This is a genomic window from Luteitalea pratensis, from assembly GCF_001618865.1.
Taxonomy (GTDB): Bacteria; Acidobacteriota; Vicinamibacteria; order Vicinamibacterales; family Vicinamibacteraceae; genus Luteitalea; species Luteitalea pratensis.
This window is the reverse complement of sequence record NZ_CP015136.1, coordinates 5417616-5439769: the sequence shown is the minus strand read 5'-3', so window position 1 is coordinate 5439769 and position 22154 is coordinate 5417616. Positions and strand designations below refer to the sequence as shown.

The 22154-nt window shown below is 67.6% G+C and carries 20 protein-coding genes; 11 read left to right on the top strand and 9 right to left on the bottom strand.

Features of this window, described 5'->3' with window-relative positions; translation table 11 throughout:
- Positions 1-104: 104 nt before the first annotated feature.
- The 3 genes from LuPra_RS32225 to LuPra_RS22870 all read left to right on the top strand — a co-directional run bounded on the left by LuPra_RS32225 (position 105) and on the right by LuPra_RS22870 (position 3640).
- Positions 105-731: an HAD family hydrolase gene (locus LuPra_RS32225; protein WP_157899559.1), complete on the top strand. Its 627-nt coding sequence runs from the start codon at positions 105-107 to the stop codon at positions 729-731.
- Positions 732-1106: 375 nt separating this feature from the next.
- Complete coding sequence (ilvA, locus tag LuPra_RS22875; protein WP_110172900.1) at positions 1107-2624, top strand: threonine ammonia-lyase, biosynthetic; 1518 nt, start codon at positions 1107-1109, stop codon at positions 2622-2624.
- Between the two features lie 56 nt (positions 2625-2680).
- The gene (locus LuPra_RS22870; RefSeq protein WP_110172899.1) at positions 2681-3640 is read left to right on the top strand and encodes a sugar phosphate isomerase/epimerase family protein; all 960 of its coding nucleotides are present in this window, start codon (positions 2681-2683) and stop codon (positions 3638-3640) included.
- 64 nt (positions 3641-3704) lie between these two features.
- Here LuPra_RS22870 and LuPra_RS22865 read toward each other — a convergent pair whose 3' ends face one another.
- Positions 3705-4655 carry a type I phosphomannose isomerase catalytic subunit gene (locus tag LuPra_RS22865; protein ID WP_157899558.1) on the bottom strand — a complete coding sequence of 317 codons (951 nt, stop codon included), beginning with the start codon at positions 4653-4655 and terminating at the stop codon, positions 3705-3707.
- A 158-nt stretch (positions 4656-4813) separates the two neighbouring features.
- Here LuPra_RS22865 and LuPra_RS22860 point away from each other — a divergent pair, with 158 nt between their 5' ends.
- The 4 genes from LuPra_RS22860 to msrA all read left to right on the top strand — a co-directional run bounded on the left by LuPra_RS22860 (position 4814) and on the right by msrA (position 10061).
- Positions 4814-6376 carry an alkaline phosphatase D family protein gene (locus LuPra_RS22860; protein ID WP_234800513.1) on the top strand — a complete coding sequence of 521 codons (1563 nt, stop codon included), beginning with the start codon at positions 4814-4816 and terminating at the stop codon, positions 6374-6376.
- The gene (locus LuPra_RS22855) at positions 6373-7221 is read left to right on the top strand and encodes a sensor histidine kinase (RefSeq protein ID WP_162271476.1); all 849 of its coding nucleotides are present in this window, start codon (positions 6373-6375) and stop codon (positions 7219-7221) included. Before LuPra_RS22860 ends, LuPra_RS22855 begins: the two co-directional genes overlap by 4 nt.
- 1 nt (position 7222) lies before the next feature.
- On the top strand, positions 7223-9325 hold the full coding sequence (locus LuPra_RS22850; protein ID WP_162271475.1) for a hybrid sensor histidine kinase/response regulator: 2103 nt from the start codon (positions 7223-7225) through the stop codon (positions 9323-9325).
- Between the two features lie 85 nt (positions 9326-9410).
- The gene (msrA, locus tag LuPra_RS22845) at positions 9411-10061 is read left to right on the top strand and encodes a peptide-methionine (S)-S-oxide reductase MsrA (protein ID WP_110172895.1); all 651 of its coding nucleotides are present in this window, start codon (positions 9411-9413) and stop codon (positions 10059-10061) included.
- Positions 10062-10179: 118 nt separating this feature from the next.
- Here the strand turns inward: msrA and LuPra_RS22840 are convergent, their stop codons facing one another.
- A complete protein-coding gene (locus LuPra_RS22840; protein ID WP_110172894.1) occupies positions 10180-10572 on the bottom strand; it encodes a DUF2752 domain-containing protein in 393 nt (130 codons plus the stop codon).
- A 7-nt stretch (positions 10573-10579) separates the two neighbouring features.
- Positions 10580-10894 carry a hypothetical protein gene (locus tag LuPra_RS22835; RefSeq protein ID WP_157899557.1) on the bottom strand — a complete coding sequence of 105 codons (315 nt, stop codon included), beginning with the start codon at positions 10892-10894 and terminating at the stop codon, positions 10580-10582.
- Positions 10895-11057: 163 nt separating this feature from the next.
- On the opposite strand from LuPra_RS22835, the gene LuPra_RS22830 reads away from it, so the two are divergent.
- Positions 11058-12086 carry a radical SAM protein gene (locus LuPra_RS22830; protein ID WP_110172892.1) on the top strand — a complete coding sequence of 343 codons (1029 nt, stop codon included), beginning with the start codon at positions 11058-11060 and terminating at the stop codon, positions 12084-12086.
- Positions 12087-12121: 35 nt separating this feature from the next.
- Here the strand turns inward: LuPra_RS22830 and LuPra_RS22825 are convergent, their stop codons facing one another.
- The 5 genes from LuPra_RS22825 to LuPra_RS22805 form a co-directional block, all read right to left on the bottom strand.
- Positions 12122-12649 (bottom strand): BON domain-containing protein, encoded by a 528-nt coding sequence (locus LuPra_RS22825; protein WP_110172891.1) that lies wholly within the window; start codon positions 12647-12649, stop codon positions 12122-12124.
- A gap of 104 nt (positions 12650-12753) precedes the next feature.
- Positions 12754-12903: a lmo0937 family membrane protein gene (locus LuPra_RS22820; RefSeq protein ID WP_110172890.1), complete on the bottom strand. Its 150-nt coding sequence runs from the start codon at positions 12901-12903 to the stop codon at positions 12754-12756.
- Between the two features lie 229 nt (positions 12904-13132).
- Complete coding sequence (locus LuPra_RS22815; RefSeq protein ID WP_110172889.1) at positions 13133-15175, bottom strand: M56 family metallopeptidase; 2043 nt, start codon at positions 15173-15175, stop codon at positions 13133-13135.
- A complete protein-coding gene (locus LuPra_RS22810; protein WP_237050667.1) occupies positions 15172-15561 on the bottom strand; it encodes a BlaI/MecI/CopY family transcriptional regulator in 390 nt (129 codons plus the stop codon). The genes LuPra_RS22815 and LuPra_RS22810 overlap by 4 nt, the downstream gene beginning before the upstream one ends.
- A 119-nt stretch (positions 15562-15680) precedes the next feature.
- A complete protein-coding gene (locus tag LuPra_RS22805) occupies positions 15681-16136 on the bottom strand; it encodes a hypothetical protein (protein WP_157899556.1) in 456 nt (151 codons plus the stop codon).
- Positions 16137-16275: 139 nt separating this feature from the next.
- Between LuPra_RS22805 and LuPra_RS22800 the strand changes: the two genes are divergently transcribed.
- The gene (locus LuPra_RS22800) at positions 16276-19068 is read left to right on the top strand and encodes a glycosyl hydrolase (protein ID WP_162271474.1); all 2793 of its coding nucleotides are present in this window, start codon (positions 16276-16278) and stop codon (positions 19066-19068) included.
- A gap of 47 nt (positions 19069-19115) precedes the next feature.
- On the opposite strand, the gene LuPra_RS22795 is transcribed toward LuPra_RS22800, so the two are convergent.
- Complete coding sequence (locus tag LuPra_RS22795; RefSeq protein ID WP_110172886.1) at positions 19116-19769, bottom strand: 3-keto-disaccharide hydrolase; 654 nt, start codon at positions 19767-19769, stop codon at positions 19116-19118.
- 262 nt (positions 19770-20031) lie between these two features.
- On the opposite strand from LuPra_RS22795, the gene LuPra_RS22790 reads away from it, so the two are divergent.
- Both LuPra_RS22790 and LuPra_RS22785 read left to right on the top strand, forming a co-directional pair.
- The gene (locus LuPra_RS22790) at positions 20032-20238 is read left to right on the top strand and encodes a hypothetical protein (protein ID WP_157899555.1); all 207 of its coding nucleotides are present in this window, start codon (positions 20032-20034) and stop codon (positions 20236-20238) included.
- Positions 20239-20384: 146 nt separating this feature from the next.
- Positions 20385-22022: an ABC-F family ATP-binding cassette domain-containing protein gene (locus LuPra_RS22785; protein ID WP_110172884.1), complete on the top strand. Its 1638-nt coding sequence runs from the start codon at positions 20385-20387 to the stop codon at positions 22020-22022.
- Positions 22023-22154: the final 132 nt, after the last annotated feature.

Genomic DNA, 22154 nt, shown 5'->3' with positions numbered 1-22154 from the left:
GCAAATTCTATCCGCCGTGGTCCATCGGCCGTCGCCGAATCCCCATCGCGGGTTCCATCCCCCGACTCCCGACTCCCGACTCCCGACTCCCGTAGAATCATGCAGTGAGTGCGATCGTGTTCGACCTGGATGGCACGCTTGTCGATTCGTTCGACGACATCAGCGCCGCTTTCCGTCGCAGTTTCCATGTCGCCGGCTGCGAGCCACCCGAGGCGGGCGTGGTCCGGCAGATGATCGGCAAGCCGCTGCGCGACATGTATGCGCCCTGGGTCCCTGCCGAGACGATCGACGCGCTGATCGCCGAGTACCGTCGCGACTACGCCGAGCGCTGCGCCGAACGCACGCGCCCGTACCCCGGCATCGTCGACCTGCTCGACGCGCTGCGCCTGCGCGGCCATGCCCTGGCGGTCGCCACCACGAAGACGACATGGATGGCGTGCACCGTCCTCGGGCGTCTCGGCCTCGAGGGTCGCCTCGACCACGTCCAGGGCACGGACGGCTTTCCACACAAGCCCGCGCCCGACGTCATCACCCATGCGCTGGCAGGCGTCGGCCGCCCTGGCGCCTGGATGATCGGCGACGCCGTCACCGACATCGCGGCGGGCCGTGCTGCCGGCCTGCGCACCTGCGCGGTGACCTGGGGCGTGCACTCGGAGACGCAACTGCGTGACGCCGAGCCCGACGCCGTCGTCACGACGGTGGATTCACTGCACGCCCTCCTGCTGGATTGAACGGGCAACGCACTCCGGAGTATGCCGCTGACAGAACCCGCGACGAAACGCCGGGCTGGCCGCCTCTGCCAAGGCTTCGGCGCCCAAGGGACAGCCCGGGGCTGGTAAGAGCCCGGCAATCCCGGAATGCCGCGAATGCCAAGAATGTCGAACGATCTCGCGCCCTTACGGTGTGCATGCGAACGAGCGCGGACTCCTACACCCGAGGCAGGCGTCGAGCTCGCTCGACACCACGCCGCGAGGTAGGCCTGGGACAGCCTGAATCCAATCGAGGATCCCGATTCTCGATTCCTGATCTCGCACCGTCGTCTCCGTACCCGGCACCCGGCACCCGGTACCCGGTACCCGGTACCCGATTCCCGCTATAGTCCCCCAGTGTCGTTCGATCCCCTCGTTCGCGAGATCCTGACCAGCCGCGTCTACGACGTCGCGCGCGAGACCCCGCTCGACCCCGCGCCGCGGCTGTCGGGCCGGCTCGGCGTCCCGGTGTACCTGAAGCGCGAAGACCTCCAGCCGGTCTTCAGCTTCAAGATTCGCGGTGCCTACAACCGCATGGCCCGCCTGTCGGAGGCGGAACGCAGCCGCGGGGTGATCGCGGCCAGCGCCGGCAACCACGCCCAGGGCGTCGCGATGTCCGCGCAGCACCTCGGCATTCGCGCGCGCATCGTGATGCCGCAGACGACGCCGGACATCAAGGTCGATGCGGTGCGCAGCCGCGGCGCCGACGTGGAACTGGCCGGCGACACGTACGCCGACGCGTATGCGTTTGCCTGCGAGGAAGCGGATCGGACCGGGGCGACGTTCATCCATCCGTTCGACGATCCGCTGGTGATTGCCGGGCAGGGGACCGTTGGCGACGAGATCGTGCGGCAGCGTCCGGGCGACCTTGGCGCCATCTTCGTGCCCGTCGGCGGCGGCGGGTTGTTGACCGGCATTGCCGCCTACGTGAAGGCGATGCTGCCGGCAGTGCGGATCATCGGTGTCGAGCCCGTCGATGCCGATGCGATGGCGCGCTCGCTGCGGGCCGGCGAGCGCGTGGTGCTCGAACGCGTCGGCCTGTTTGCCGACGGCGTCGCCGTGCGGCAGGTGGGCGTCCACACCTTCGCCATCGCCCGCGAGACGGTGGATGACATGGTCGTCGTCGACAACGACGCCATCTGCGCCGCGATCAAGGACGTCTTCGACGATACCCGGACGATCATGGAGCCGGCTGGCGCGTTGTCGGTCGCCGGGCTGAAGGCGTGGGTGGCGATGCAGCCCGAGCCGCCGCGGCAACCGCTGGTGGCGGTCCTGAGCGGCGCGAACATGAACTTCGATCGGCTGCGTTTCGTCGCCGAGCGGGCCGAACTCGGCGAGCAGCGGGAAGCCCTCTTCGCGGTCACCATCCCGGAGCGAAAGGGCGCCTTCCGGCAGTTCTGCACCATCCTCGGCCCGCGCGTGATCACCGAGTTCAACTACCGGCTGAGCACGCGTGCCGAAGCGCACATCTTCGTCGGCGTGGCCACCCGCTCGCGCGTCGATGCCGATGACGTGCTGGTCCGCCTGCGTGAGGGCGGCTACCAGGTGACGGACCTGACGCAGAGTGAACTCGCGAAACTGCACGTGCGGTACATGGTCGGGGGACGCTCGCGTGACGTCGCCCGTGAACGCGTCTGCCGCTTCGAGTTCCCCGAGCGGCCAGGGGCGCTACTGCAGTTTCTCGACACGCTCGGCGGCCGCTGGAACATCAGCCTCTTCCATTACCGCAATCACGGCGCCGACATCGGGCGGGTGCTCGCGGGGTTCGAGGTGCCGGTCGACGACGACGGGGCGTTCGACGGATTCCGCGAGGCGCTGGGCTACCGGTCGACGGAAGAGACGGGCGACGACGCCTACGGCCGGTTCCTGGCCTAGGGACCTGCCTGCGCGCAGTTGCATTCGTGTGGCGCGAGGCACATCATCGCGGCCATATGGGCACTCTCTCCTCCCGCCGTTCGTTCCTGAAGCAAGCCGGCGTGGTCTCGGCGGCTGCCGCGGCCTCCTCGGCGTTCGTTCCGACCCCCGGCGCCGCCGCGGCGCCCCTCGCGGCCGCGGCCCCCGGCGGTTCCCCGAAGAAGGCGGTGCTGATCGGCATGTTGCCGAAGGACCTGCCCTACCCGGAGCGGTTCGCCCTGGCGCGCGAAGTCGGGTTCGAGGGCATGGAAGTGAACACGATCGAGAGTCCGGCCGACGCCGAGACGATCGCCAAGGCGGCGCAGTCCGCGAAGCTGCCCATCCATTCCGTGATGAACAGCGAGCACTGGCGATCGCCGCTCTCGTCGCCGGATCCGGCCGTCGTGGACAAGAGCGTCAAGGGGATGCTCACCTCGATTGCGAACGCGAAGCTGCTCGGGGCCGACACCGTGCTGCTCGTCCCCGCGGTCGTGGATGCCAAGACCGGTTACAAGGACGCGTGGGACCGCTCGCACAAGGTCATTCGCGAACGCATCCTGCCCGAGGCCGAGACACAGGGCATCATCATCGGCATCGAGGAGGTCTGGAACAAGTTCCTCCTCAGCCCTCTGGAGATGAACACCTACGTCGACAGCTTCAAGTCGAAGTGGGTCCAGGCGTATTTCGATGTCGGCAACATCGTGTTCTACGCTTACCCGCAGGACTGGATCCGCACCCTCGGTCCGCGCATCAAGAAGGTCCACCTGAAGGACTTCAAGCAGGACAACAAGAAGGGCACCTACGAGTTCGTGCACATCGGCGAGGGCAACATCGACTGGCCGGAAGTGCGCAAGGCGCTGAACGACATCGGCTACAACGGCTACATGACGACCGAGATCAAGGGAGGCGACAAGGCCTACCTCACCGACGTCGTCGCACGCCTCGATCGCTTCCTCGCCGGTCAGAAGCCGTTCGCGGGGGCCGCGCCGTCGGCGTAGGCGCTGCCTCCGCGTTCGTGCTCGTCACACCCGGGGCGTCGATCAGGCCGGCTCTCCGGGTGCGTCAGATTGGGGCTCGATAGAAACTCGGCGTGGGAGTCACCGAGGGATAGGTGATCAACAACTCGCATCCGTCAGCGCTCTCGACCTCGAATGGGTCGGCCTTGGCCGGCACGCACCACACCGCGCCAGGCACGAGGGGCTCTCCGGCGATGGTGCCCCGCCCCCTGATTACCACCACCAGGTGGAAATGCGCGGCGAGCGGCGCAAAACGCATCTGACCGCACACGTTCCGGAACTCGATCGTGAAGAACCGGCAGTGGGTGAGAATCGTCCGCCCGTCCTCGACAGCCGGCCGCGTGTCGTTGCCGAGCGTATATGGCCCGAGGTCGGCCACCGCGAACCCGTGTTCGAGGTGCAGCTCGCGCCCCCGGCCATAGTCGAACAACCGGTACGTGATGTCGGACTGTTCCTGCACTTCGATCAGGGTCAGACCGGGCCCGATCGCGTGCACGGTCCCGGCCGGCACGAGGAACGTGTCGCCCGCACAGGCCGGACGCCAGTCGACCAGGCGCTCGATTTCGCCCGACACCGCCGCCGCCTCGCCCTGTTCGCGACTGATCGGCGCCGACAGCCCGAGGCCGATCGTGGCATTGGGTTCAGCCGCGATGACGTGCCACGCCTCCGTTTTGCCGCGCGACCCCGCGTGATGCTCCGCGGCGTACGCGTCGTCAGGATGCACCTGCACCGACAGCCGCTCGGACGTGAACAGGAACTTCACGAGCAGGGGGCACTCCTCACCCTGACCGGGGCCCAGGATCTCGGCGCCATGCTGGCGGGTGAGCTCACCGAACTCGGGACCGGCGCTGGTCAGGTTGCCGTCGGCCGTGAACCACGCCTCGCCGACTTTCACGTCGGGCGTCGGGTTCGGGAACCACGGCGAAAGGTCCGTGACGCCCCACGGACGCGCCGCGAAGGTGGGGAAGAGGGCAAACGGCCGTTGCCAGACGTGCATCCGGTGATTGTAGGACAGGGCTTGTGAATGCCTCATGCCTCATGCCTAATGCCTAACGCCAGGCTCATGGCATCAGGCATCAGGCATCAGGCATCAGGCATTACTAGCTTCCCGGCACGCTGCATGTTCGTCATCCCGGCTTCAATACAATGCGCCGTATGTCCGACGTGCTGTCGCCCCACGGCCAATCCCGACGCAGCCTGATCATGGCGGGCGCCGCCGCCATGACGGCGTGGGCCAGTCGCGCCCCCGCCCTCGTGATTCGCGATGTCGGCGGGGTCGACCCGTTCACGCTCGGTGTTGCGTCCGGTGATCCATGGTCCGACAGCGTCGTCCTGTGGACACGGCTGGCGCCGCAACCGCTCGAGCTCGACGGCCTCGGCGGCATGCCGGCGCGTGACGTCGACGTGCGATGGGAACTCGCCGCAGACGATCGCTTCACACGGATCATCCACAAGGGCCAGGCGACCGCGAGCCCGGCCGCAGCGCATGCCGTGCACGTGGAGGTCGGTGGCCTGTCGCCCGGCCGCGAGTATCACTACCGGTTCGAGGCCATGGGCCACCGCTCGCGTACCGGCCGCACCCGCACCGCTCCCGCTCGTGGCGAGCAGACGTCGGCACGATTCGGCATCGTCTCCTGCTCGCGGTACGAAACCGGCTACTTCACCGCGTACGCGCACCTGGCCGCCGAACGCCCGGATCTCGTGCTGCATCTCGGCGACTACATCTACGAGACCGCGGGCAATCCCGCGACCCTGGTCGCACGACCCTTCGACCAGGCCGAGATCATCACGCTCGCGGATTACCGGCGCCGCTACGCGCAGTACCGCCTCGACCCGGACCTGCAGGCGTTGCACGCGATTGCGCCCTTTGCTGTCGTCTTCGACGATCACGAAGTCGACAACAACTGGGCCGGCGACATTCCGGAGGACAAGCAGACGCGGCAGCAGTTCCTCGAGCGTCGTGCGGCTGCCTTCAAGGCGCACCACGAGGTGATGCCGATGCGGCGCGCGGCCGCGCCGTCCGGTTCGTCGTCGCGCCTCTACCGCGAACTCGCCTGGGGCGGTCTCGCGAATCTCTACATGCTCGACACGCGGCAGTTCCGCGACGATCAACCGTGTGGCGACGGCAACCGCGTCGATTGCGCCGAGCGCCTCATCGCGACGAGGACGATGCTCGGGGCGACGCAGGAGCAGTGGCTCCGGTCGCGCGCGGCGCGATCGACCGCGCGCTGGGACGTGCTCGGACAGCAGGTGTTCTTCGGCGATCTGTGGCGGCCCCTGGCTGACGGCCGCCTTGCCCTGCCCATGGATAGCTGGAACGGCTATGTCGCCGCGCGCCAACGCGTAATCGACATGTTCACGGATCGCCCCCGCAACTTCGTCGTACTCACCGGCGACGTGCATCGGCACTATGCTGGTACGCTGCACGCGGGCGCGCCGGATCGCGCGCCCGTCGGCGTCGAGTTCGTCGCCACGTCGATCACGAGCGGCGGCGATGGCAGTGACAACGCGGAACAGATCGACCCGATTCTGCGGGCGAATCCGAACCTCCGGTTCACGTGCGACCGTCGCGGCTACCTCGTGTCGGACGTCACGCCGCAGGCATGGACGACGCACTATCGCGTCGTGCCGTTCGTGACGCGGCCTGGCGCGGGCGTCGAAACACGACGTTCGTACGTGATGGAAGCGGGCGCTCCCGGACTCTCCCAGACCGGGTGAACAGCCGAGCCGCCTATAGTTGCCGTCCACCTCGTCCGACACACTGGGGGACGAACTCGACCGTGACACTGACGCCGCCCACTCAGTCAAACGTCGCACCCGGTGATCCGCGCGCCGGATCGCTTTCCCAGGCCGCCACGCAGCCGTCCGTGGCCCCGGCGGCCGAACAGGCATTCGAGACCTTCAGCTACGCCATCTCGCACGATTTGCGCGCACCCCTCCGGGCCATCGAAGGATACGCGCAAGCCATCGTCGAAGACTTCGGTGGCCAGCTGCCACCCGGCGCGCTGGAGTTCGTGTCGCGGATCCGCCTCGCGACGCAGACGGTCGAACAGCGCGTCGATGCATTGCTGCGCCTGTCGCGACTGAGTCGCGGCGCACTGCGCACCGGTCGCTGCGATCTCGCCGAGACGGCCACGCAACTGCTCGACGATCTGCGCCAGGTCGAACCCGGTCGGCAGGTGGCCACCAGCGTAGCCGCGTCGATTCCGGTATTCGGCGACGCAACATTGCTCGCCATCGCCTTCGAGAACCTGCTCAGCAACGCGTGGAAGTTCACGCGCGGCCGGCCTGCACCACGCATCGAGGTCGACACGGCCATCGCCGGCGAAGACATCGTCGTCATCGTGCGCGACAACGGCGTCGGCTTCGACATGCGGCAGGCGCATCGTCTCGGCGTGCCGTTCCAGCGCCTGCACACCGGCGAGTCGTTCGAAGGGCTCGGCATCGGCCTGTCGTCCGCACGCCGCATCATCGAACGCCATGGCGGTCGGCTCTGGGCCGAAAGCAACCCGGGGCAGGGCGCGACCTTCTACGTCTCATTGCCAACGGTGCAGACCCGCTGACATGTCACGCGACACATCCTCGCCACTCGTCCGCCGGCAGTCGATACCCTCGGCGACCGCCCCCGTCACCGACGCCCCCGACGCGGCCCTGCAACAGGGCCTGTTCGGCGACACGGCGTCGACGGCGCGCGTGCGTCGCGGCCCGCCTCGCGCCATTCGACTGCTTCTCGTCGAGGACTCCCATGACGATGCGTGGATGGTACAGCGGCAACTTGAGCGCGGTGGCTTCGCGCCCGATATCCTGCGCGTGCAGGACGCCAGCGGTGTCCGCGGTGCGTTGCAGGGCGGCCGCTGGGATCTGGTGATTGTCGATTACGCATTACCGGGGCTGTCCGGGATCGATGCCATCCGGATCGTGCGCCAGCACTGCACGAATCTGCCGTGCCTGCTGGTGTCTGGCACCGTCGGTGAGCAGGTCGCCGTCGAGGCGATGCGGTTGGGTGCCAACGACTACCTGTTGAAGGGCAACCTCACGCGCCTCGTGCCTGCCGTCGAGCGGGAACTGCGTGAATCGGAGAGCCGCTCGGAGCGGCGGCGTGCGGAGGGCGCACTCGCCGCCAGCGAAGAGCGGACGAGGCTGATCATCGAGCATGCTCTCGACGCCGTGGTGTCGTTCACGGCGCAGGGGCAGATCACCGAATGGAACCTCCGCGCCGAGGAGTTGTTCGGCCGATCTCGCGTGGAAGTGATCGGGCGTCCATTCCATGAGGTGGTGCTCGCGGTGCCGGCACGGCGCGAGTTTCTCGACGCGCTGTCGGTAGGGTTCGCGCCAGCGTGCGCGCTCGGCGCAAGACGGCGTGCCGAGGTGGTCGGCGAGCATCGTGACGGCCGCGACCTGTCGCTCGAGCTGTCGCTCGTGCCGGTGCCATCGTCGGCGGGTTTGTCCTACAGCGCCTTCATGCGCGATCTGTCGGAGCGCCGCGACGGCGAGGCCAAGCGTGCCAGCCTCGAGGCGCAGTTGCGGCAGTCGCAGAAGATGGAGGCCATCGGCAAGCTCGCCGGTGGTGTCGCGCACGACTTCAACAACCTGCTGACGGTCATCCAGGGACAGTCGGCGCTGCTCGAGGATCAGATGCTCGCGGCCGACGAAGTCGGTCCGGCAGCTCGGGCGATCGGCGAAGCGGCGGACAAGGCCGCCGAACTGACGCGGCAGTTGCTCGCCTTCAGTCGCCGCCAGGTCGTGCAGCTGACACCGACCGACGTCAACGAGCTGGTCGCCGATCTCGGCAAGCTGCTGCGGCGCCTCATCGGCGCGGACATCGAACTGCACACCGTGCTGGCGCCTGGGCGTGTCCACATCAACGCGGACGCCGGGATGATCGAGCAGGTGCTGATGAACCTCGCCGTCAACGCGCGTGATGCCATGCCGACCGGCGGCTCCCTGGTCGTATCGACCGCGATCGTGCACGCGCGTCCGCCGCGGACGGCAACCGCTGCGCCGGGCCCTGGGCAGTACGCGCGGTTGACGGTGCGCGATTCCGGCCTCGGCATCGAGGCCGATCACCTGCCGCATATCTTCGAGCCGTTCTACACCACCAAGGACAAGGCGCGGTCCACCGGGCTCGGCCTCGCGACCGTGTTCGGCATCGTCGAGCAGCATCGAGGCTGGGTCGAGGTGCGGACGAAGGTGGGCGAAGGCACACAGTTCGACGTGTACATGCCGCAGTGCCTCTCGAAGGTGGCCGCTGCGACGCCGGCGATGCCGGCGGCGCCGACACTGCCGCGCGGGCACGAGTGCGTCATGGTGGTGGAGGACGAGCTGCCGGTGCGCGAGATGGTGCGTGACGTGCTCGTGCGGCAAGGCTATCGCGTGTACGAGGCCGCGTCCGGTCGTGAGGCGCTCGACCTCTGGTCACGCCACCAGCGGGACATTGATTTGCTCCTCACCGACATCGTCATGCCCGATGGCATCATGGGGACCGATCTGGTCCAGCGGCTGACGGCAACGCGCGCCGACCTGCCGGTGATCTTCACGAGTGGCTACAGCCAGGAATCGGACCGGCTCCCGACGCTGATCGGCGGCGTCAATTTCCTCCAGAAGCCGTACCGGCCCGCGGCGCTCATCCGCCTCATCAGGGAACGCCTGGACGCGAGGGCCCGCTGATCCGGGCACGGGAATCGGGAACCGGGAAAACGAGTTCGACATTCCGGCATTCCAGCATTCCAGGCATTTCAGGTATTTAATGCCTATGTGGTTCAAGGACCCCCGCTCCCTGCGCGTCCCCTCCGTCGCTGAAGCCCTGCCTGGCCGCGAGACGACCATGCCGGTGCCTGCCCGGCACCATGTGCTGCCGGCACCGCTCATTGGGCCTTTCCCGGAGGGCAGCTCCTACGGGCTGTTCGGGATGGGGTGTTTCTGGGGAGCCGAGCGGAAGTTCTGGCAGTTACCGGGGGTCATTTCCACGGCGGTCGGCTATGCCGGCGGCCATACGCCGAATCCGACCTATGAAGAGACCTGCTCCGGACTGACAGGTCACACCGAGGTCGTGCGCGTGGTGTTCGACCCGGCCCGGGTGCCCTATGCGGTCCTGCTGAAAACGTTCTGGGAGAACCACGACCCGACGCAGGGCATGCGCCAGGGCAACGATGTCGGCACGCAATACCGGTCGTTGCTCGGCTGGTACGACGAGGCGCAGCATTCTGCCGCCGCCGCCTCGCGCGAGGTCTACCAGGAGGCCCTCGAGCGCGCGGGTGTTGGTCCGATCACTACCGAGATCGTCCCGGCGCCGACATTCTATTTCGCCGAGGCGTACCACCAGCAGTACCTGCACACGCACCCGAACGGCTACTGCGGCCTTGGCGGCACCAACGTCAGTTGCCCAATCGGCGTCGGCGCCTAGGCCTGCGGGTTCGCTGCACGTGCAATAGACCGACGCCCGATGCTCCGGCCCGAGCCCGGAACCCGGAACCCGGTACCCGGTACCCGGAACCCGGTTCCCGATTCCCGGTTCCCGATCCCTACACACGAATGAACGGATAGCTGGGTGTGTTGCGCCAGATCCAGAACGCCAGCGTCAGCAGCAGCAGCATCCATGAGATGCCGGTGCGGACGCGGAGGGTGCCCGTGGCGTCGGTCATCGACGGCAGCAACACGAACAGCAGGAGGGCAGGTCCCATGACGAACGCCCACGGGTTGTAGGAGAACGCGCGAGCGACGTCGCCGTGCAGCAGGAAATGCGTCGCACGGGTGAGGCCACAGCCCGGGCAGGCCAGGCCGGTCAGGGTGAGATAGGGACACGGCGGCGTGATCATCCGCCGTGTCGGGTCGACCGCATACAGCAGCCAGAGCAGCGACGTGCCGAGGACGACCGTCGCCGCTGCCGCCGTCCGGCCTGTCCAGCGCCCACGCATGATGTCTCTACATGCCGTGGCCGCCGGTCAAGGCGCCGAGCATCGTCAGTCCGCCGAAGAACACGATCCACAGCAGACCCAGGACCAGCAGGATCGAGCCGATGATGCCGAGGATCTTGGCCACCTGCGCCATGCCTCGGTTCGCCTCGCTCAGCCTGCCGGCGTCGATGCCCTTGATTTCCTCGTTCGCGAGGTACCAGGCCACCGGTGCCAGGAGGCCGCAGCATACGATGCCGAGGACCCCGATGACGACGGCGATGGTGGCCTTGCTGGACTGCTGCGGGACAGCCACCGGAATGGTGGGGGGGAGAGGCGTGGACATTGCGCGTGCGACTCCTGGCGGAAAGGCTTCGGACGTCCGACGTGTGCGTGGTTGGTTGCGCGAGCAGTCTCGCACAACTCGGCAATGACGCGAAATGCATCGCGCGCCGCGCGTTGTGTGAGAGAGTACTTCCACGCGCGCGGTCCTGCGCGTTGGAGGTGAAATGGAAGGGATTTTCCCGGCGTGGGGACGTATCCTGCAGGGGTATCGTCCGAACCTGTCGATCGAGATCACCCGCGAGTGCCCGCTGCGTTGCCCCGGTTGTTATGCCTACGGCGACGACCATCTCGGCGGCGACGTGACACTCCGGCAGATGGCCGACCTGAAGGGCGAGGCCCTGGTCAGCGGGGTGCTCGAGGCCGTCCGCATCCACAAGCCGCTGCACCTGTCGATCATCGGCGGTGAGCCGCTGGTCCGGTTCCGCGAGCTCGATCAACTCTTGCCGCAACTCTCGGCGATGGGCAAGTACGTGCAGGTGGTGACCAGCGCCGTCCGGCCGATCCCCGAGGCCTGGGCCCGGATTGCGCGCCTGCAGATGGTCGTCTCCATCGACGGCCTGCCCGCCGAGCACAACGTGCGGCGTGCGCCCGCCACCTACGACCGGATCCTCAAGCACATCGCGGGGCACCAGATCACGGTGCACTGCACCATCACGCGGCAACTCGTGCACCGCGACGGCTATCTCGAGGAATTCCTGCAGTTCTGGTCGAACAACCCCGACACGCGGCAGATCTGGTTCAGCCTGTACACGCCGCAAATCGGGGAGGAATCCGAGGAGCGCCTGCGGCCGGAGGATCGCGCCCGCGTGGTGAACACGATCCTCGAACTGCGCACGCGCTACCCGAAGCTCCGGATGCCGAAGGGGATGGTGGAGGTGTACCTGAAGCCGCCCACGTCTCCCGACGAATGCACGTTTGCCAAGACGACGCTCTGCGTCTCGTCGGATCTGGAGCGGCGGATTACGCCGTGCCAGTTCGGCGGCAACCCCGACTGCCAGCAGTGCGGCTGCATCGCGTCGGCAGGACTCGACGCGATTGCACGGCACCACCTGCCGGGCGGTCTGCGGGTCGGCGCCATCTTCGAAGCGTCGTTTGGCGTGGGCAAGGCAGTGGCACGCCTGTCGGGACGAGCGGATCGGCCGGTGGGCGCGAAAGGCGTGTCCGCAGCGTCAGCAACCGCGGCCGACGCGTAGCGACGCATCGCGTGTGGTCCGGCCCTGGGCCGGACCTATTTCACAACGAGTTCGTTCTTCACCGTCAGGGTGGGGATGACGGCGTGAGTGGTCTTCTCGGCGGAAGCCTTCTCGGCGGCGGTCTTGACGGTTCCCTTCAGGATCACCGTCTTGCCGTCGGGTGACGTGTCCACGTTGATCCCGGAGGCGTCGAGGCCGGCCGTCGTGATCAGCGCGGTCTTCACGGCCGCTGTGGTCGCCGCGCTGGACATGGCGGCGGCAGCCGCCTGCGTGGCTGTCGCGGCGGCAGCGGCGGCTTCGGCACCCGCCTGCATCGCCGACACGGCGGCTTGCCCGCCTTCCTTCTTGGCCGCGTCGGCCATCTGGTTGGCCGACTTGCTCATTTCCGCCGCGGCGCCCTGCACCTGCGCGCCCATTTTCCTGGTCGCGGCCTCGATCTGCTTGGCTGCGGCGTCGGCGTGCTTCCGAGCCTCGTCGGCCTTGCGTTCGGCCTCGGACTTACCACAACCAACCAAGACGCTCGCCAGCACGAAGCCGGCGGCCAGTGTGATCGTCGTGCGCATTGCGTTCTGCCTCTCGTAGCACGGGGCGCGCGCGTGTCCGCGCGGCTCCCCGAGCTAGAGAACGTTACCCGCAAGCCGGACCGCACGGCAATGCCGTGCGGTTGTTAGACGACGGACCTGCCTGTGGCAAGGCGCACGACCACCAGGATCAGCGCGACCACGAGCAGGATGTGCAGGAAGCCGCCGAGCGTGTACGAACTGACCATGCCCAGCAACCACAAGAGCACGAGGATGATCACCAGCGTCTGGAGCATGTGAACCCTCCGGGTCGTCCTCGCCGCGGCATGCGGCGGCAGCAAAACCCGGTCGATCAAGAGAGCAGCGTCCGTGCCAGCCCGGCCAGGAGTGTTCGGCCTTCGAAACTGGACCATTTGCGGCCTGAATCCGTTGATCTGGCCCGGTTGATCCTGAAAGTCACGGAAGAGGCTGTCGTGTAAGACCTACGCGATCCGTCGTTCCATGGTCCAGTTGCCGGCTGCCAATTCACTTGGCGCGTGTGGCCTTGCCGGACGCGACCGCGCTGTCGAACAGGGTGGCCACCTGCGCCTGTGCTGCGGCGACGGCTTCCTCCATTTTGCCGCCGAGCTGCTTCATCTCGGCGCCGTAGACGTCCATGCCCTTCCCGAGCGTTCGCATCTCCTCGCCAAGCGCGCGCTGCTGATCGGAGAGCGCCTTCATCTCGGCCTCGACCTTGGCCATTTGCTGCCGCTGCTCGTTGCGGAGCTGCTCGCGCTCGATGCGTGCCTGTTCCTTACTCTGCTGGGCTGCCTGGCGCTCCGCGTCCGTTTTGGCCTGATGCCCCGCCTGCTGCTCAGCCTGGATCTTCGCCTGCATCGCGGCGACTTCCCGGTCGCGTGCTGCGTGCTCAGCAGCCACCTTGGCCATGATCGCGCCAAGCTCGGCCTGCTTGCTGCCGAGTTCGCCCTGTCGCGAACCGAGGGCGCCCTGCTTGCCACCCTCGTCGCCCATGCGGCCCCCCACGCGGCCCATCTGATCGCCGATGGCATTCACGGGCGCAAACGCATCGCGAACCGCCTGGATCGTCGCAGGGTCGTAGGACACGTACTCCACGCCCTGGTACCTGAACCACAGCACGGTATCGCTGCTCGAACGGCGGTGCCGTTCGGCGGCGGCCCGGTCCTGGCTCGACCCTGACATCACGTTGTGGTCGTCCGGTCCGAGCAGTACCCACGGGGTGTCGTTGTGTCGGGACCGAGCGGCCTTCTCCTGTTCGGGCGGCGCCGGGGGGGCAGGAGGTGCCGGCAGGGCCGCGGTCGCGGGAGGCGCCGGAGGTACTGGCGGTGCTGGCGGCGCTGGCGGCGCGTCGTCGGTGGCGTTGACGCTTACGTTGGCGTCGGCGGGCGCAGCCGGAGGCGCGGGCGGCGCCGGCGGAACAGGGGCGACGTGTGCCGCATGAGCAACGGTCGGCACCGGGGGAACCGGCGGCACCGGGGGCACGGGGGGAACCGGCTGGGCGGCGAGCGTGAGCGGCAGCAGCACTGCCGTCGCGCCGGCCAGCGTCCACCACCAGCGCGATGCTGGCGTGCGTGAACGGTCGAGCATGATCAGTCTCCTCTTCAACATTTCGAACGTGGGAGACGAGCCTGCGGCCGCAAGCACGTCGTCTGTCGTGGCCACACCAAGTTTCACGAGTAATTGGCCGTAGTCGGCCGGAGCGGCGTCGAGGGTCTGCAGGACCTCGGCATCGCAAGCCTCCTCGCGTGCGGCCAGGTACTCGCGTCCCGCCAGGCGCGCCAGGGGATGGAAGAAGAAGAGCCGGGACGCGATCGCCGGAACCCAGCCCCACACGAGATCACCGCGTCGGACGTGTGCCAACTCGTGGCCGAGGACCAGGTCGAGTTCGGTCCGCGACAGCAGCGCATGGCTGGCTGCCGGCAGGAGAATCGCGGGTCGGACCGTACCGGTGATGAGCGGCACGGCGGTGAGTCGGGAGGCAAGAACCTTCGGCATCACCGGGAGCGCGAAGGCGCGCACCAGTTGTGCAGCCCGCGACACGACGCGGGCGGGTGCCGGTTCGGCGTGCCGTCGCAGGTGTCGGGCGTTGCCGAGGGCCCGCCACAACTGCAGCGCCTGCAGCCCGGACAATGCCAGCCAGCCGAGCACCAACGCCAGCGGCCAGAAGGACGCGTACGGAATGCTCACAGGCGCCGCCTCACGGCTGCCCGGCACGACCAGCACCGATGCCCGTGGCGTAGTGGTCAGCGGCAACGTACGAGACACATGGAGTGACGGCGCGACCTCCGTACGGGATACGGTCCACGTCGCCAGCGCCGGCGGAAGCCACTCCAGCGGCACGGCCGGCACCGGCATCAGGCCGACGACAAGCTTCAACGAGACCAGCCACCACAGCCACACTCGCACTGCGGCAGGGAGCGTCGGGACCGTGCGGCACAGACCCCACACGACGCCCGCCACGATCGTGGCTTCGACCGAGGCGCGCAAGAGCGTGAGCAGCAGCGCGAGACTTCCGGTGCGAAGCGTGTCGACAAGCAACACGAGCGTCATGACGACCTCCTCGCCCGCGTCTGCAGGCGTGCCACGAGATCTTCGAGTTCGGCCAGTTGCTCAGGCGTCACCTCGGCCTCGTCGCCCAGGTAGGCCACAAACGGCGAGACCGATCCGCCCAGCGTTCGGGAGACGAACGTGCCGACGGCATCCTTGAGGAGATCTTCGGGTCCAGCGCCCGTGGAGTAGCGAAACACGCCCTGGACGCGCTTGCGCGACAGGTGGCCCTTCTTGCGCAGCCGTTCCATCATCGTCAGGACGGTGGAGCGTGCCAGCGCGCGCGGGGAGCCGTACCCCTCCGCGACCTCACCGACGGTGATGGCGGGATGCTCGGCAAGCCAGGTGAGGAGGGCGAGTTCCTGCTCGCCAGGGCGCTTCATGGTCATCGTCTGTCCATCCGGTCGAGATTGACTACAATTGTCGTCAGCAGCGCCAGTGTGCCACTGACTACAACTGTCGTCAACCTCGGGATGTCAGACGAGGCGAGGCGTGTCGAGGTTCCCTGTCACTGATCGTCGCGCTTGAGGTTCTGGCGGGGTTCGTCCTCGTGCCCCTGCTCCACATACCAGGTCGCCCAGTACTTCACGTCGCGGGCGCCGTGCTGCGCCAGGATCTCCATCGCCCGCCCCTTCAGCGCCTCCTCGCCCGGCCTGGCGGCGACGACGAAGCCACCGGCGTTCAGCGTGGCCGAGGCCAGTTCCTGGAACTTCGACGTATCCGAGACCCAATCCTCGAGCTTCCGGTACCAGTGGCCCGTGGTCGACGCCTGGCCGGAGGGGTCGAGCACATGTTCACCCTCGGCGCCGGCGAGGATGTCGATGTCCTCACGGCCGAAGCCGGCCTCCTCGAGGTCGCACAACGCGGCCGTGACGGCATCGTGGCTGTCGAAGAGTCCTGTCACTCGGTGGACGGGGTTGTATTGTGCCTGCTCGTTCGCTAAGGACGGGTTCACACGTGCCATGGTCGAGCCTCCGGCCCGGCCACGACGGGCGGCGGGCATGAGGAAGCTTCTGCAACGGGCGTACCGGCCGCCGGTCGGCCAACAGCATGCGTGACCTGGGCATGACTCCTCCTTTAGCCTGTACGCCTACATGGCGCACATGCGGACGTTCCGATTTCCCTACCTCGTCGCCCTGGGAGTCGCGACGGCGCTCGGCTGGCTGCACGCACAACCTGCTGTCGAGCCGACGCCGCTCGCCGAGCTGGCGCAGTTGTTCGACGCGCCGCCCGACGACGCGCGCGTGATGATGCGTTGGTGGTGGTTCGGGCCACAGGTGACGGCTGACGGACTCGACCGCGATCTGGCCGCAATGAAGGCGGCCGGGCTTGGCGGCGTCGAAGTGCAGCCGGTCTATCCACTGGCCCTCGATGGCGACGATCCGCCGACACGGACTCGCCCGTTCCTCTCGCCGGCATTCCTCGACGTGCTGACACACGCGCGCGCGACAGCGAACGACCTCGGCCTGCGATTCGACATCACGCTCGGGAGCGGTTGGCCCTTCGGCGGTCCCAGCGTGGCTGCGTCCGACGCGGCGGGGGCCCTGCGCATCGAGAAGGTGCCGGTCGCTTCCGGGGCGCGGACCATCGGCCTGCCGATGATCGGCGCCGGTGAGACGCTGCTTGCGGTGTACCTGACGGCTGGTGATGCTCGGCCCGCGGGGCCCGAGGCATTCAGGCCAGTGCCTGTCGCCGAGAGTGCACGCGGGCAACTGCCACTCGCGGCACCAGCGGCGTCGCCGCACACGGCCTGGGTGTTCATTGGCAGCCGTACGGGCATGATGGTCAAGCGGCCCGCCATCGGCGGCGAAGGGTTCGTGCTCGATCACTACGATCGCGGCGCGCTCGATCGCTACCTCGCCGCGGTGGGCACGCCGCTGCTGAAGGCGCTGGCCGCGTCGCGACCGTACGCCGTGTTCTGCGACAGCCTCGAGGTGTTCGGCTCGGATTGGACGCCTCGACTGCTCGATGCGTTCCAGCGCCGGTACGGGTACGACCTGCGAGCGCACCTGCCGGAGTTGGTGGCGGGCGACGATGCAGCGAGCCGAGGAGTGCGCCACGACTGGGGGCAACTGCTGACCGAGCGCCTCGAGTCCGAGTTCCTCGGGCCGCTGGCGCAATGGGCGCACGAACGCGACACGCGCCTCCGTGTGCAGACGTACGGCATTCCGCCTGCGCGTCCGTCCAGCGCCGGGCTGGTCGACCTGCCCGAGGGCGAGGGCGCGCAGTGGCGAACGGTTACCTCGGTGCGCTGGGCGTCGTCGGCTGCCCACGTCTTCGGTCGTCCCGTCACGTCGTCGGAGACCTGGACATGGCTGCACTCGCCGTCGTTCGCGGCGACGCCGCTCGACATCAAGGTGGAGGCCGATCGCCACTTCCTGCAGGGCGTCACGCAGTTGATCGGTCACGGCTGGCCCAACACGCCCGCGGGCGTCGAGTGGCCGGGCGCGCGGTTCTATGCCGCGGCAGTCCTCAGCGACGCGAACCCCTGGTGGATCGTGATGCCCGATCTCGCCCGTTACCTGCAGCGCAGCAGCGCGATGCTGCGACAGGGCACCGCGGTCAACGATGTTGCCCTGTACCTGCCCGTGAGCGACGCATGGTCGCGGATGCAGCCCGGCAACGTCCACCTGTTCGAGATGCTGCGCGATCACGTCGGCACCACGCTCGTCTCGAGCCTTCTCGACGCGGGCTTCACCTTCGACGTCGTCGACGATCCGCGCCTCCAGACCGATGCGCGCATCGATGGTCGCGAACTCGTGATTGGCAAGGCGCGCTACAAGGCGGTCGTCGTGCCGAACGCCGAGATCGTGCCCGCGCAGACGATGGATCTGCTCGTCGCGTTCGCGCGAGCCGGCGGTACGGTGGTGGCGACACGGCGCCTGCCGTCGCAGGCGCCCGGCTTCGGTGCGACCGCCGAGCAGCACGCGCACGTCGCCAAGGCCGCCGCTTCCTTGTTCGGCGGATCGCTTCCGGGTGGAGTGCTGGTCGAGCAGGACTCGGACGCCGGCGCACGGCTTGCGGCCCGCGTCACGCCCGATGTGCGCTGGGGCAACGACGCCGCTGCGCTCGGCTTCGTGCATCGCCGCGTCGGCGATCGCGACGTCTACTTCGTGGCCAATACCTCGAATCGGCCGGTGGCGGCACAGGCGACGTTCCGGTCCAGCGGTTCACCACAGCGATGGGATCCGATGTCGGGCGACAGGATGCCTGCCTGGTCGTCGGCGTCGGGCGACTCGCGTACCGTCGACGTCGCACTGGCGCCGTACGGCGCCGTGTTCTACGTGTTCGGGTCGAGTACGGCCGGGCCCACGCCCGCAACACGCACAGCAGTGGCGCAAGTCGAGGCGTGCGAGCCGCGTGCCGGTGAGGTGGACCTGGCGCAGGGGTGGCGCCTCGCTGCGCCGGGTACGCAATCGCGGACGCTGCAGGCCCTCACGTCGTGGCATGAGCAGCCGGATCTGCGAACGTTCTCTGGTGTCGCGACCTATCGTCTCGACGTCGACGTGCCGCAGGCGGTGCTGGCTGCACCGTGCGGCGCGTGGCTGGATTTCGGTGAGGGAACGCCACATGCGGAAGAACGCCTCACCAACGGCATGCGCGCGTGGCTCGACGCACCCATTCGCGATGGCGCGCGGGTGATCGTCAACGGTCAGGACATCGGCGCCGTGTGGGCGCCGCCGTATCGCATCAGGGTGGGCCAGGCGCTACGCAAAGGCGCCAACGTCATCGAGGCGCGGGTGGGCAACACCGCACTGAACGCGTGGAGCGCGCGCCCGCAACCCGACTATCGCCTGCTGCACTTGCGCTACGGCAAGCGCTTCGACCCGCAGGATCTCGACAAGGTCGTACCGCTGCCATCCGGGCTGATCGGGCGCCCACGCTTGTTGTATTGAACGCGTGGGCGCGAGTCGTCTGCAGTCTGCAGCCTCCAGGCCGCAGGCTACTTGATCGCCCTGACCATGATGTTCTTGTACTGCACACGGCTCTTCGGGTCGTGGCCCTGCAGGGCGAACGTGCCCTTCGAGATCAGGCGGCCGGCCATGTCAGCGGGACGCTGGACGCCCTCGGGTTCGGTGTACTCGACCGTGGTCTTGCCGTTGACCTTGATCGTGACCTTCTTGCCCTGCACCGTGATCTGCTGCGTGAACCACTCGTTGTCCTTCGCCGGCGCCACGTTCATGACGTTGACGATGTTGTAGAGGCTGCCGGTGCGAATCGGATCGGTGTGCGAGTTGTTGACCTGCACCTCGTAGCCCTTCGACGGCCAGCCGCCCTCCTGGTACTCGGTGTGGAAGTACATGCCCGAGTTGGAGCCGGGGAACGTCATCACGTCGGCCTTGAACTCGAAGTTCGTGAACACGTGGTTCTCGACCGGCCCCATGTAGTACAGGTGCGCGCGAGGCCCGAACACGACGATGGCGCCATCCTGGACGCTGAAGGTCGCGGCGTTCTCGCCGACCTTCCAACCGTCGAGCGACTTGCCGTCAAACAGCGAGATCCAGCCGTCCTGCGCCTGCAGTCGGGTGACCGATTGGGGAGCGAGGAGCAGGGCGGCGCCACACAGGGCAGCGAGCAACGAGAAACGGACACGCATGAGGGCCTCCGGAGGAAATCGCTCGGCACTCTACCATGCAAGGACGGAGGAGGGAGGAGGGAGGACGGAGGTAGGGCAGAGGTGCGAGGATGGAGGAAGCTGGGCTAGCAACGAAGTAGCGAGGATGACGGCAGCGGGATTGCAACGAGAAGCCCGCGGAGGGGCACTGCTCATGAATCCCAGGGAACGAATCGGACCGAGTGCGAATCTCGAGGATATCGAACAGTTTCAGCGGCAGCGGACGGAAGAGGAAGACGAGGGCGTGACCTACGACGACGAACTGGACCAGAAGCGGGTGCTCGACGACGCGCTGCACGACCATGACATCGCCGACCTGCCGCTCCAGCGTGCAGTGGATCGCGACCGGCCCGAGTCGCGCGGCAACCTGCCGGTGGGCGACGAGGCCCGCGGCGAGAAGCGTCGGCAGCAGTACAAGGGCGGCGCCGATCTCGTCTCGGAAACGGATTAGTCATGCCTCATGCCCATTAGTCATGCCTCATGCCTCGTGCCTCCTGAAGGGTCGAAGCCCGAAGGACCAAGGCCGAAGGTCGAAGGCCCAAAGATGGGGAACGGCCGGCTGTCCCAGCCGGCCGTTCCTGCGATAATCGGGCAGGCGTGATTACCTTTTCCAAGATCTCCAAGCAGTACGGTCGCCAGGTCCTGTTCGTCGACGCGTCCTTCCAGCTCAATCCCGGCGAGCGTGTCGGCCTCGTCGGGCCCAACGGCGCCGGCAAGACCACGCTCTTCCGGATGATCGTGGGCGAGGAGACGGCCGACGAGGGCGACATCTCGGTACCGCGGCGGGTCACCGTCGGGTACTTCCGCCAGGACGTCGAGGAGATGAGCGGCCGGTCGGTGCTCGACGAGGCCATCGCCGGCAGCGGCCGTGCCGGCACTCTGCATCACGAGCTCGAGGCGCTGCAGCACGCCATGGGCGATCCCGACCAGGCCGATGACATGGATCGCATCCTGGAGCGCTTTGGCGAAGTGCAGGAGGAGTACGACCACCTCGGTGGCTACGCCCTCGAAGCGCAGGCCCGCGACGTGCTCTCGGGCCTCGGTTTCGAGGACGCGCAGATCGACGGCGATGTTGGCGCGCTCTCAGGTGGCTGGAAGATGCGCGTCGCCATGGCGCGCGTGTTGCTCGGCAAGCCGGACGTCCTGCTCCTCGACGAGCCGACGAACCATCTCGACATCGAGTCGATCGTCTGGCTCGAGAACTTCCTGAAGTCACTGCCCGGCGCGCTGCTCATGACCTCGCACGATCGCGAGTTCATGAACCGTGTCGTGACGAAGATCGCCGAGATCGACGGCGGCGAGATCACGGTCTACACCGGCAACTACGAGTTCTACGAGCGCGAGCGGGCGCAGCGCGACACGAACCGCGAGGCCGCGTACGCACGCCAGCAGGCGATGCTCGCCAAGGAGCAGCGCTTCATCGAGCGCTTCTCGGCCCACGCGGCCAAGGCTGCGCAGGTGCAGAGCCGGGTCAAGGCGCTCGAGAAGATCGAGAAGGTGGAACTGCCCAAGAAGCGCAAGGTAGTGCAGTTCAAGTTCCGCCAGCCGCCGCGGTCGGGCGACAAGGTCGCCGTGCTCCAGGGCGTCACCAAGGCGTACGGCGCGCGTGTCGTCCACGACGGATTGACGATGAACATCCAGCGTGGCGAACGCTGGTGCGTGATGGGCAAGAACGGCGCCGGCAAGTCGACGCTGCTGAAGATGATCGCCGGCGCCCTCGCCCCCGATGCAGGCCAGGTGACCCTCGGGGCGAGCCTGCAGATGGGTTACTTCGCGCAGCAGTCGCTGCAATTGCTGGACGCCGACCTGACCATCGAGGAACAGTTCCAGAAGGATTTCCCGCAGGAGTCGATCGGCGTCCTCCGCAACCTGCTCGGGGCGTTCCAGTTCTCGGGCGACGATGTCGACAAGCCGATTCGCGCCCTGTCAGGCGGCGAGCGGACGCGCCTGGTGATGGCGCGCATGCTTCTGTACCCGCCCAACTTCCTGGTGCTCGACGAGCCCACCAACCACCTCGATCTCGCCACCAAGGAGATGCTCGTCGACGCCCTGCAGGACTTCGAGGGGACGATGATCTTCGTCTCGCACGACCGCATGTTCCTGCGCGGCCTCAGCAACCGCGTCCTCGAACTCGGCGGCGAGACCGGTCGCCAGCGCGAGCCACACCTGTTCCTTGGCTCGTATCCGGAATACGTGCAGCGTACTGGCCACGAAGCACCTGGCGTACACAACTGACGTCACGGCGATGTTGGTATTGCCCGCTCTCCGAGCGGGCCATCTCCACGTCTCCGGCTGGACGCTAGGTTAAGGTCATGGACGGCTCGGAGAGCCGTCCCTACCGTCAGCCGCCCCGGTACCCGGTACCCG

Excerpts from the sequence above, each read along its gene's own strand:
- LuPra_RS22870 (WP_110172899.1), top strand. The coding sequence starts at position 2,681 with ATGGGCACTCTCTCCTCCCGCCGTTCGTTCCTGAAGCAAGCCGGCGTG.
- LuPra_RS22865 (WP_157899558.1), bottom strand. The coding sequence starts at position 4,655 with ATGCACGTCTGGCAACGGCCGTTTGCCCTCTTCCCCACCTTCGCGGCG.
- LuPra_RS22860 (WP_234800513.1), top strand. The coding sequence starts at position 4,814 with ATGTCCGACGTGCTGTCGCCCCACGGCCAATCCCGACGCAGCCTGATC.
- LuPra_RS22850 (WP_162271475.1), top strand. The coding sequence starts at position 7,223 with ATGTCACGCGACACATCCTCGCCACTCGTCCGCCGGCAGTCGATACCC.
- msrA (WP_110172895.1), top strand. The coding sequence starts at position 9,411 with ATGTGGTTCAAGGACCCCCGCTCCCTGCGCGTCCCCTCCGTCGCTGAA.
- LuPra_RS22840 (WP_110172894.1), bottom strand. The coding sequence starts at position 10,572 with ATGCGTGGGCGCTGGACAGGCCGGACGGCGGCAGCGGCGACGGTCGTC.
- LuPra_RS22835 (WP_157899557.1), bottom strand. The coding sequence starts at position 10,894 with ATGTCCACGCCTCTCCCCCCCACCATTCCGGTGGCTGTCCCGCAGCAG.
- LuPra_RS22830 (WP_110172892.1), top strand. The coding sequence starts at position 11,058 with ATGGAAGGGATTTTCCCGGCGTGGGGACGTATCCTGCAGGGGTATCGT.
- LuPra_RS22825 (WP_110172891.1), bottom strand. The coding sequence starts at position 12,649 with ATGCGCACGACGATCACACTGGCCGCCGGCTTCGTGCTGGCGAGCGTC.
- LuPra_RS22820 (WP_110172890.1), bottom strand. The coding sequence starts at position 12,903 with ATGCTCCAGACGCTGGTGATCATCCTCGTGCTCTTGTGGTTGCTGGGC.
- LuPra_RS22815 (WP_110172889.1), bottom strand. The coding sequence starts at position 15,175 with ATGACGCTCGTGTTGCTTGTCGACACGCTTCGCACCGGAAGTCTCGCG.
- LuPra_RS22810 (WP_237050667.1), bottom strand. The coding sequence starts at position 15,561 with ATGACCATGAAGCGCCCTGGCGAGCAGGAACTCGCCCTCCTCACCTGG.
- LuPra_RS22805 (WP_157899556.1), bottom strand. The coding sequence starts at position 16,136 with ATGGCACGTGTGAACCCGTCCTTAGCGAACGAGCAGGCACAATACAAC.
- LuPra_RS22800 (WP_162271474.1), top strand. The coding sequence starts at position 16,276 with ATGCGGACGTTCCGATTTCCCTACCTCGTCGCCCTGGGAGTCGCGACG.
- LuPra_RS22795 (WP_110172886.1), bottom strand. The coding sequence starts at position 19,769 with ATGCGTGTCCGTTTCTCGTTGCTCGCTGCCCTGTGTGGCGCCGCCCTG.